We start from the raw sequence: 10,013 nt of genomic DNA, 5'->3' as shown, positions 1-10,013 counted from the left end.
CTGATTCTATAACGGGTGCAGAATAAGCATGCGCACCTATAAAATATGCTTTTTCACACATGCTCTTTTCTTTTCATCAAATTTCCCTCACCACAAGATTTTTATCCATACTCATAAGTCATTTTGGCTCATTTTTACCAGCACATTTTTTATCCTTATAAAGGCTTACCTTACTCGAATAATCGATTACTCTCTAATAAGATAATCTCATCTTTAACGTCTTAATCTAACATTATTATCTATTTTGATCTGCGTTATCTTTTTTAGTAAAACAAATTCCACCAATATTCTATCAGCTCCATGATTTTCTATAAAGTTTTTCCTTCGAGAACCAAAAAACAATTTTACCTATGCCACCATCTCACGCTTGGCTGTGCTCTTTTAAAACTAAGATTTTTAGATTATTTCCATAACGCCTATCTTTCAAATATTCTCTTGATATCCAAACTATTTTTCTGAGAAAATATAAACAGCCTGTTTTGAAACATAAACAGCTAACTGTATTGTTATTGATCAAATATAAGCCCTTATCAGCAAAATATTTGATTTTTTCATATTCTCTACAGCTTTAACAGTATGAATGAGTACCTTAGAAATGTTTAAGGCTAATTTTTATCTTAAAGATTTGATTTATAACGGATAGTTTATCATTTTGCATATTGATTAAGAGCTATCTCTTAAAAACAAGCCCATAAATATAATGCGTAAAAAGCGGGGATAATCCGTGGTCTTTTCTTTTTAAAAGATATTGTGATCCTTTTGAAAGTTCTAAAACTGAATGGACAGATGATAGTAAAGAGGAAAACAGGTTTTTTCCTTTCAGATTTTATATTCTTGCTAAATGAAGCTGTATTTTCGTTTCAGAGATTACTCAAATAGAATAGGCAATATTTTTTCTCTAACTACAAAAGCTGGAACGGCGCGCAGAGCTTTCATTAACCTTAATCTTTCTTTTAAATATATCACTTGTGTTAAATTTGGATGTTGATTGACAAGCAACAGCGAAAGCACAAGCTTTATAAGAAAAACAACCCTATAAAACGCGTCATAGAGTGGTTATGAAAGCTATTTTGGTTTTTTATCAGATGGTTTTGCTAATAGCGATAGTCTCCATGGCTTGGCATCTGCTTATTCTTACGGTGTTTGTACACATTCATTGCAGTATATTGGTAAAGGTTAGATGCAAGGCGATTATCCTTGATGAAAAAATAAAAGGTTAATGTAAGGTTAAAGATTTTTTTCGTGTCATTATCAGTAGAATCATTGAAAGGGCTTGAACAAGCACGCTCTTTATTTCGTTATCTCGCAACGTTTTTTCTACATTTGTCTGTGGTTTTCTTTAGTGAGCATTACTTGGCAAAGTTTAGGAGAAAAAATAAACTTGAAGCGCATCGTCATGGCTTTTGTTCTTGGCTAGTTAAAACAATTGATGTTTCTTATGAGGGGCTAAAAGCATTTTGGATCATGTGGGAGAGGGAGCAAAGTAGAGCGGACTTATTTTCCTTCTTTTCGAGAAGCGCGGCTGTTTCTTTATTGCAGAATTTTCAAGAATATATTCATTATTGTTTTGTCATTTAGATAAAAATTTTTGATAAAAATATGTTATGTTTTGCTATTGAAAAAAGTCATACGGTGGGGAGAGTGTTTTATATAAGAATAGAGTCCTTTTTACATTGTGAAAGAACGTATGCAGGAAGGTGATTGATAGATTTTTGATCTGAGGGAAATATTTTTATTCATTGCGTTTTGTATATTTCAATTTTAGGAGAATGAACAATGATTATACATTGGGGAATTACATATTGGGATAGAAGGGCCCCTCATTACCTTGCGGACAGATCCAAGTGATATTTTGGTTCGGATCTTTGATATCGCATGTTTTACAATGTATGCAATTTGAAGCGTTGATCATATAAGTCAGATGATCATTATCCTCTAGCCACTCGTAGACAGCGGCGGGGCAATAGCGTGTAGAGGGTCCTCCATAGATTGCATATTCGGAGTCTTTTTGTTTTTTTAATGAGGCTATTTTTAAATGGCAAGGTTGATTTTCTTCATGGTGCGTATTGGAAAGGGCAACACTTGAAAGGCGATCAAAGGTTACAACACCATCTGGTTTTGGGTAAGCAATGGGTTGAAATTTTTCTGCTGGTTCAAGATATGCATAATCTTCCTTTTTGTGGGGGAGTGTTTTAAATAAGGAAAATCCGAACAGTTGTTGCCACCACATATCAAAACCGGCAAGTTTAATTCCATATTTTGTCCCATATTTTGCCCAGAGCGGTTTGGCATTTCGCACTTTATAAAGATCTTTGCCAATGGGACCTTTTCGCCACTGTTCTTCGATTTCTTTGACCTCATCATGGGCACGCCCTTGGGCGAGAGCGGCAGCGATTTTATCGGCAGCTAATATGCCAGATAAGATGGCATTGTGTGAGCCTTTGATACGAGGAACATTGACAAAGCCAGCAGAGCAGCCAATAACTGCTCCACCAGGAAAGGTGAGTTTTGGTACAGATTGCCAACCTCCCTCGCTGATAACACGTGCACCATAGGAAAGACGTTTTGCACCTTTGAAGATTTCATAGAGTTTTGGATGTGTTTTAAAACGTTGAAATTCTTCAAAAGGAGAAAGATAGGGATTTTTGTAATCTAAGTGCACAACAAAACCGGCAGAAATGACATTGTTTTCTTGGTGATAAAGAAAGCCACCACCACCGGTATTATTGTCCAAAGGCCAACCCGTGAAATGTTGCACTAAACCGCGTTGGTGTTTATGGGGATCAATTTCCCAGAGTTCTTTGAGGCCAAGACCAAATTTTTGTGGTTCACGATTTTTGCTAAGGTTGAAATGTTTTATCAGTTGTTTTGCAATTGAGCCGCGTGCTCCTTCCGCAATCAGAGTATATTTTGCCAATAAAGCCATACCAGGCATATAATTTTTTCCAGGGGTTCCATCTTTGTTAAGCCCCATATCACCGGTGAGAACACCAATGATAGCTCCGTTATCTTTTTGGATAATGGGCTCTGTTGCTGCAAAACCAGGATAGATTTCAACACCCAACGCTTCAGCTTTTTTGCTTAGCCAGCGGCAGACGCTTCCAAGCGAAACGATATAACATCCGTTATTTGATAAGATTCTGGGATGCAAAATATTGGGCAATAGTGTCGCTTTTTGAGGCTTTAGAAAAAAAAATTGGTCTTGGGTGACCGGGGTTGTGAAGGGATGGTCGTTGTCATTTCTCCATTCTGGTAAGAGTGTATCGATACCAATGGGGTCAACAACTGCGCCCGAGAGAATATGTGCGCCAACTTCGGTCCCTTTTTCAACAATTGTGACAGAAAGCTCAGGATTAATTTGTTTAAAACGAATTGCGGCAGAAAGTCCCGCAGGTCCTGCTCCGACAATGACTATATCAAACTCCATACTTTCACGTTGGTCATGCAGAGGTGCTTTCATGGTTTATAAAGCTTTCTCCAATTCTGGAACAATTTGGTGGAGATCACCTACAAGGCTGTAATCCGCAATTTGCATGATGGGAGCTTCTTCATCTTTATTAATGGCAACAATAATTTGTGCATCCATTATACCGGCTAAATGCTGGATTGCACCGGAAATGCCAACAGCGATATAGAGTTCAGGGGCAACGACTTTTCCTGTTTGTCCAATTTGCCATTCATTGGGGGCGTAGCCTGCATCAACTGCTGCGCGGCTGGCACCTAAAGCGGCATCTAATTTGTTTGCAAGAGGAAGAAGAAGTGCCATAAATTGTTCTTGAGAACCAAGACCACGCCCGCCTGATATAATAACACGTGCAGAGGTAAGATCAGGACGATCACTTTTGTTGGTTTCTGCTTTTACGAAAGAAGAAAGATTTGGATTAGGAGCTGGTGTTATTATTTTAATGGGAGCAGAATTATTTTGGGAAGGCGTTGGTGTGAAAGAAGCTGTGCGAACTGTTATAATTTTTTTATGATCATTGGTGCGGACAGTTTCAAGTACATTGCCTGCATAAATGGGTCGTTTGAAGGTATCGGGTGAAAGAACGGCGGTAATGTCTGAAATTTGCATAAGATCAAGAAGGGCTGCTACGCGTGGCATCACATTTTTCCCAGTGCTGCTGGATGCAGCCATGATCACATCATAATCATTTGCTAACGTGAGAATTGTATCTGCCATAGGCTCGGCAAGTTGATGGGCTAAATAGTCTGCTTTTGCAATAAGAACTTGCCGCACACCACTAAGTTTAGCACTATTTTCCGCTATAGTTTGAATTTTTTCTCCGCAAACCAGAATATCGATATCATTACTGAGTGCGCGTGCAGCGGTGAGCACTTTTGCTGTTTCTTCTGTATTATGATCAGCCAATAAAAGAATTGCCATAAGTTTTTGCCCTTTTATGTGAGTGTTGCTTTTACTCTAGTGGTGAGAATATTAAATGCAGCTCTTTTGTTTTAGTGCACTGACAAGCTCTGCTACATTCGCCACTTTAATACCGGGTTGACGGGGTTTTGGCTCTTCAACGCTTAAAATTGTTAAGCGTGCTTCCGTATCGATGCCAAGATCAGCAAGAGATTTTTGTTCAATGATTTTCTTTTTTGCTTTCATGATATTGGGGAGAGAGGTGTAACGCGGTTCATTGAGCCGTAGATCGGCGGTCATAACCATGGGAAGGGGAAGACAAAGAGTTTGTGTTCCATTATCAACTTCACGAGTAACTGTAGCATGCCCATTTTCTATATTAAGATGTGAGGCAAAAGTTGCCTGTCCCCAACCAAGAAGAGCAGCGAGCATTTGTCCTGTTTGATTGCTATCGTCATCAATTGCTTGTTTTCCTAAAAAGACCATATCGGGTTTTTCTTCATCAACAATAGCTTTGAGAACCTTAGCAATTGCTAAGGGTTCAAGTGTTTGATCCGTTGTGACAAGAAGTGCGCGATCAGCGCCCATTGCAAGTCCTGTTCGTAGAGTTTCTTGGGCTGCTTCTGGGCCAATTGAAACAAGAAGAACTTCTGAAATTTTACCGGATTCTCTCTGGCGAATAGCCTCCTCCACGGCTATCTCATCAAAAGGATTCATAGACATTTTTACGTGAGACAGATCAACACCTGTACTATCGGGTTTGACGCGTATCTTGATGTTATAATCAACAACACGTTTGACAGCGACAATTATCTTCATAATGATCCTCTTTGTTTGTATGCCCACAAGTTTACAGCAATACTCATAAGAAACCAAATTGTTTAGAATGAAGTCTCATTTATAACTTGTGTTCTCTTTGATATAAGCTTTTTTACGTTTACTTGTACTTTCTCGTCGTTATTTTCAATCTTCATATTTTGCATTGCTATAATTGCCTTATTTGCTTGAATAAAAAGTAAAAAAATCAATCTGTCTTGTGAGAATATTCTTTTTTAGTTTCTTATGCTTTGTTTATGATGGTGCAATAGGCCCTTTATACAATGAAAAATTAAGTGAAAAAGATAAAAATGGGGGAATGATTTTGCTCTTCAAATCTTGAAGACAGAAAAATTAAAGAACTTTCTTTCAAATATTTTGGATAAAGATTGGGGAAAAATATTTCTAACAAATGCGCAAAATAAAAAGTTTTTAGGAGTTCTTAAAGCTCTATTTACTAAAATAGACCACACTTTCTCATCATTTGTTGCGATTCTTTTCAAAAAGGTTAATGAGGGGTAAGCGTTTGTGAATACGAAGGGTCATACGATCGATCAGGCGACCAATCAGGTTAGGCATGGTAAATTCTTTTCTTTTGTTGAACAGAAAGAGAGAATGGATACTTCTGTAGAAGTAACGATGTCAGATATTGCTCAAAAATTACGCACCGTTTATACGCAAATGCAAATGAAGCATCCGCCCCATTCTTTGATGCAGCAGAGTTCTGTAGAAGAGCATTTTAAATCTTACTTAGATGATATTAGTCGAGCCATTTTGGCTGAACATTATATGCGTCGTCAAAGAGAAAAAAAGCTTTTTGAGTCTTTAGAGCAGATTAAAACAATTGTTAAAAGTTTGCAGAGTGAAAAAAAAAGCTTAGAAGAAGAAGCGGTAACACGACGGGTATCTCGTTCAAAATCACCTGATTCTGTTGTACAAAAACTTGCTCATATGGAATGTAAGGACAATCAAGAACGTTTATTCCTTCAAAAGGTGCAAAATTTTTCGAAACAAAACGGTATAATTCCACTCCAAACAAATGTTGAAAATACGTTGCAGCAAGAAAATAGAAGCTCTTTGCCCAGTGATGCTATTTTGCTAAGTGATGCTCTGAAACCTTCTTTTAAAAAGGATGAGGGAGTAGTGAAGCGTGCTATAATAGAAGAAAAGGGTATGATGGGTGTTCAGGCATCTAATCATTGCAGTGAGAATGATTTTTCTTCTTTAAAGGTGCAGTCTCGGAAACATGTCTCGTTTTTATCTTATTTGGTAAAAAAAAGTGTTCTTTGTTTTTTAACCGTTGTATTTGTGCTAGCGATAACGTTATGTCTTTATAGCTTTTTAAAAGGAGCTCGTTTTTTTTAATTTGTATGATGTTGATGTTAATAGATGTGAAATGTATTGCGCATTCGTGTTTGTGCGAAAGCTATAGAAACTAAAATTATTCTTTTAAACACGCAACAGAAATTATTGGAAAAGAGGATAATTGGAGAAGGATTCTCTAGTTGTAAAAAAACCTCAAATTATCTTGAAGGTTCTGTAAGTGAGTATTTATTTACCAATTGCTGAAATGTCACTCAATATGCTGATCTTGATTGGTATGGGAGTCGTTGCTGGTTTTTTTTCAGGCCTTTTTGGAATCGGTGGTGGGTTTCTCATCACACCGTTATTGATTTTTTATAATATTCCTCCTGCTATTGCTGTTGGAACAGGCGCTAACCAGATGATTGCGTCATCTGTAACAGGAGCAATTACACATTTTAGAAGACGTACGCTCGATATTAAACTTGGTATTCTTTTGGCGATTGGAGGAGGTGGTGGTTCTTTAATTGGGATTCAGGTTTTCTCTGTTTTGAAAAAGTTAGGTCAATTAGACTTAATGATTTCGCTTCTTTATGTGATTCTTCTTGGAAGTGTAGGAAGCTTGATGATCGTTGAAAGTTGGTATGATATGATGCGCAAGCGTAAGGCAGGAAAAGCCAATATTCGTCTTGCTGGTCGACATAACTGGATTCATCGCTTACCCTTAAAAATGCGTTTTCGGACATCTATGATATATGTTAGCATTATTCCAGTTTTAGGGATTGGTCTCATTGTGGGATTGTTGTCTTCTATTATGGGAATTGGTGGGGGGTTCTTTATGATACCAGCATTGATTTATCTTCTGCGTGTTCCAACCAGTGTGGTGATTGGGACTTCACTTTTTCAGATTACATTTGTGTCTTCTTTCACGACAGTTTTGCAAAGTATGACTAATCAGTCCGTTGATATTGTCTTGGCTTTTTTATTAATGCTTGGCGGAAGTATTGGCGCGCAATATGGAACACGGGTTGGACGGAAGTTAAAGGCTGAACAATTGCGTATGGCACTTGCATTTTTAGTGTTGATTGTGTGTATGCGTCTTGCTTTTCAATTATTTATACGCCCTGATAATCTTTTCTCTCTAGATATTCTTATGAGATAAAAATGGGTAGATTATTTTCTTTATACATCATTGCAGGTTGCTTTTGTTTTATTTCTTTTTCTACATGGTCACATGTTGGGACGCCAGCTACATTCATTGATCAAGTTGACCACGAAACTGTCCAAATTATCGTAACAACGAATACGATTACTGTGGATGCAAATTTTGCTGGTCGTGATCTTTATATTGCTGGTGTTTTGGAAAATATTGATCCGTTATATTCTCGACAGAACCGTTATGATATTGTTGTAAGCTTGGAGGGACAAGATCGGACAATGGTGATGCGAGAAAAAAAACGCAATGCCGGTGTATGGGTTAATACAGATTCTCTTATTTTTAAAAAGGTTCCTCTTTTTTACTCTATGGTCACAACGCGTGAAATTGGCGATATTACGAGCATTGAAGATTATAAACGCTTGGGGTTAGGATTACTCTATTTGCCATTGCAGACGGATGAACAAGATCAGAAAAAAATACAAATCTTTCGCGATGAACTTATAAAGTTGCAAAAAGCTAAAAGCCTTTATTATGAGGAAGTGGGTGGGGTTCGTTTTGGTTCTGACACACTTTTCACAGCACATTTTCGTTTGCCAGCAAATATCCCGGTTGGACATTATAAAGTTCGTGCTTATCTTTTTCGTGATGGACAGTTTATTGATAGTGCAACAACGACTCTTGAAATTGTTAAAGCACATATCGCTTATACAATTTTTTATGCAGCGCACAAGTATCGTTTTTTATATGGTATTGTTGCAGTGATTATTGCTATTACTACAGGATTTTTATGTCGTTTGATTTTTCGAAAAGATTAACGCAAGGAAAATGTTAAGGCTTTTATTTTTTATGAAAAATTCGTAAGATAAGAAAAATAGGCACAACAATAATAGCTCCCGTCATAGTTATATGGAAGAAATTTGTAAGCGTTATAAATCCTGCTTGCCATAGTGATTTAAAAAAATCTACTATTTTGTGTATGAGGTTTCGGTGTGTCCATCCCAAAAAATTCATTACGATGCCAATGAAGAATGACAGGATAAGCAATTTTAGACTAACGCTGCTTAATTTTCTTCCAAGAAACGCACGAAAAGAATCTGATAATCTTTTTTTCCGCTTCATTTTAATATACTTTCGAAGATCGTGTTTCTTATTGTATTATCATAGTGCGGCGATGTTACTATCATAAAGCAAAAACATTTTTTTATTTTTTCTTACTTTTTTGAGTTTATCACCTTTAGTCTGATTAACGGTGCTTGTTTTTGAAATATACACATGTTTTATTGCATTTTTGCGATATTTTCATGGCGCTTCTTTTATTAAATGAAGGGAGATCCTTTCGTTTCTGAGAATTTGTAGAGAAATTTTATAACGTTTCGATATTTCGCATCAGAGTGAGAGTTTTAGTATATTGAAGATTTTGTAACAAACTTATTATTGTCGTGTATAGAAATAATATTTCAAGACAGTTTACTTAAAAAAAGACTATCTATTCTAATAAGGGTGTGCTTATATAGGTATTATATTCAGATATTTCAACCTTAGTTCATTGAAAAGATCTTTTTTTCTGAAAAAATATAAGCAATGAATTGAGTGTTGTTAAAGGAGCAAAGGTATTTAAATACGATATTGAAAAAAGTTTTGTTATGTACGGACGCGTGAGGGAATGTCAGAGGTTTGTGGTGCTCGTGCTCCTTTTATTTGGAAATAAGATATAATTAGAAGTCGTTATTTAGCGGGGAATTATGGAAAAATTCAAAATTCCTTTTGCAGAAGGGGTAGAGGTGGTTGACGTTGGCCGATGGGCAAAATTTTCTGTTTTGTTGAAATATCAAATTATTATGAAGGCTCTTTGTTATTAAGGTTTTTGAGCTAACGGGGGATTGTCCTTTGACGGCATAAAAACGCTAGAATAAAGAAGGGACAAGCTTGCCTGATAAGAGAGAAGAAATCTTTGTTTTATAGCTTTCAATGGTAGACGTTGTAATATTATCAATAGATTTGTGATGGGTTATGTCATTCATCATATATTAAATTATTTTTCGGTGCATATTGGGGCTTGTTAAGTATGGACAGGAGGAAAGGTTGGTAAGTGGTGCTGTTTAAAAATTTTAATACTTTGTTTTAGGGGACTATGGATTGTTTAACCTTATTATTAAGCATGTTCTTGTTGCGTGGAAAATTTATATAATAAACTTTATTTAAAAGGAAAATTTATGAACTTGAAGAAAAAAATATTGAAAAATAGCGGTTCTCTTGTTTCTGCTCTTATTGCACTGGGAGTAGTTGTACAACAGGTTTCAGCAAAAACGCCGGCTGATACCCTTGTGATGGCTTGGAATCTTGATGCAATCAGTACGTTTGATCCTGCGCAGC

7 protein-coding genes are annotated in these 10,013 nt (G+C 36.6%); 3 read left to right on the top strand and 4 right to left on the bottom strand.

The window, feature by feature from the left end; translation table 11 throughout:
• Positions 1–1,795 precede the first annotated feature (1,795 nt).
• The 3 genes from ACFIKE_RS06950 to ACFIKE_RS06940 are packed head-to-tail and all read right to left on the bottom strand — an operon-like array spanning position 1,796 to position 5,182.
• Positions 1,796–3,460, bottom strand: a complete 1,665-nt coding sequence (locus tag ACFIKE_RS06950; protein WP_375648845.1) for a 4Fe-4S dicluster domain-containing protein — start codon at positions 3,458–3,460, stop codon at positions 1,796–1,798.
• A gap of 3 nt (positions 3,461–3,463) precedes the next feature.
• Positions 3,464–4,384: an electron transfer flavoprotein subunit alpha/FixB family protein gene (locus ACFIKE_RS06945; RefSeq protein WP_375627245.1), complete on the bottom strand. Its 921-nt coding sequence runs from the start codon at positions 4,382–4,384 to the stop codon at positions 3,464–3,466.
• Positions 4,385–4,435: 51 nt separating this feature from the next.
• Positions 4,436–5,182: an electron transfer flavoprotein subunit beta/FixA family protein gene (locus ACFIKE_RS06940; protein WP_375648842.1), complete on the bottom strand. Its 747-nt coding sequence runs from the start codon at positions 5,180–5,182 to the stop codon at positions 4,436–4,438.
• Positions 5,183–5,707: 525 nt separating this feature from the next.
• Here ACFIKE_RS06940 and ACFIKE_RS06935 point away from each other — a divergent pair.
• From ACFIKE_RS06935 to ACFIKE_RS06925, 3 genes are all read left to right on the top strand, one after another.
• Positions 5,708–6,544, top strand: coding sequence for a hypothetical protein (locus ACFIKE_RS06935; RefSeq protein ID WP_375627247.1), 837 nt, complete (start codon positions 5,708–5,710; stop codon positions 6,542–6,544).
• A gap of 178 nt (positions 6,545–6,722) precedes the next feature.
• On the top strand, positions 6,723–7,643 hold the full coding sequence (locus tag ACFIKE_RS06930) for a sulfite exporter TauE/SafE family protein (RefSeq protein WP_375648840.1): 921 nt from the start codon (positions 6,723–6,725) through the stop codon (positions 7,641–7,643).
• Positions 7,644–7,645: 2 nt separating this feature from the next.
• A complete protein-coding gene (locus tag ACFIKE_RS06925) occupies positions 7,646–8,455 on the top strand; it encodes a TIGR02186 family protein (RefSeq protein WP_375627249.1) in 810 nt (269 codons plus the stop codon).
• Positions 8,456–8,477: 22 nt separating this feature from the next.
• Here the strand turns inward: ACFIKE_RS06925 and ACFIKE_RS06920 are convergent, their stop codons facing one another.
• A complete protein-coding gene (locus ACFIKE_RS06920; RefSeq protein WP_375648837.1) occupies positions 8,478–8,759 on the bottom strand; it encodes a DUF6460 domain-containing protein in 282 nt (93 codons plus the stop codon).
• Positions 8,760–10,013 lie beyond the last annotated feature (1,254 nt).

Origin of the sequence: Bartonella sp. MU70NMGDW (genome assembly GCF_042194085.1) — a bacterium.
Lineage (GTDB): Bacteria > Pseudomonadota > Alphaproteobacteria > Rhizobiales > Rhizobiaceae > Bartonella > Bartonella grahamii.
Note: the sequence above shows the minus strand (reverse complement) of the source record. Positions and strands in the feature narration are given on the sequence as shown.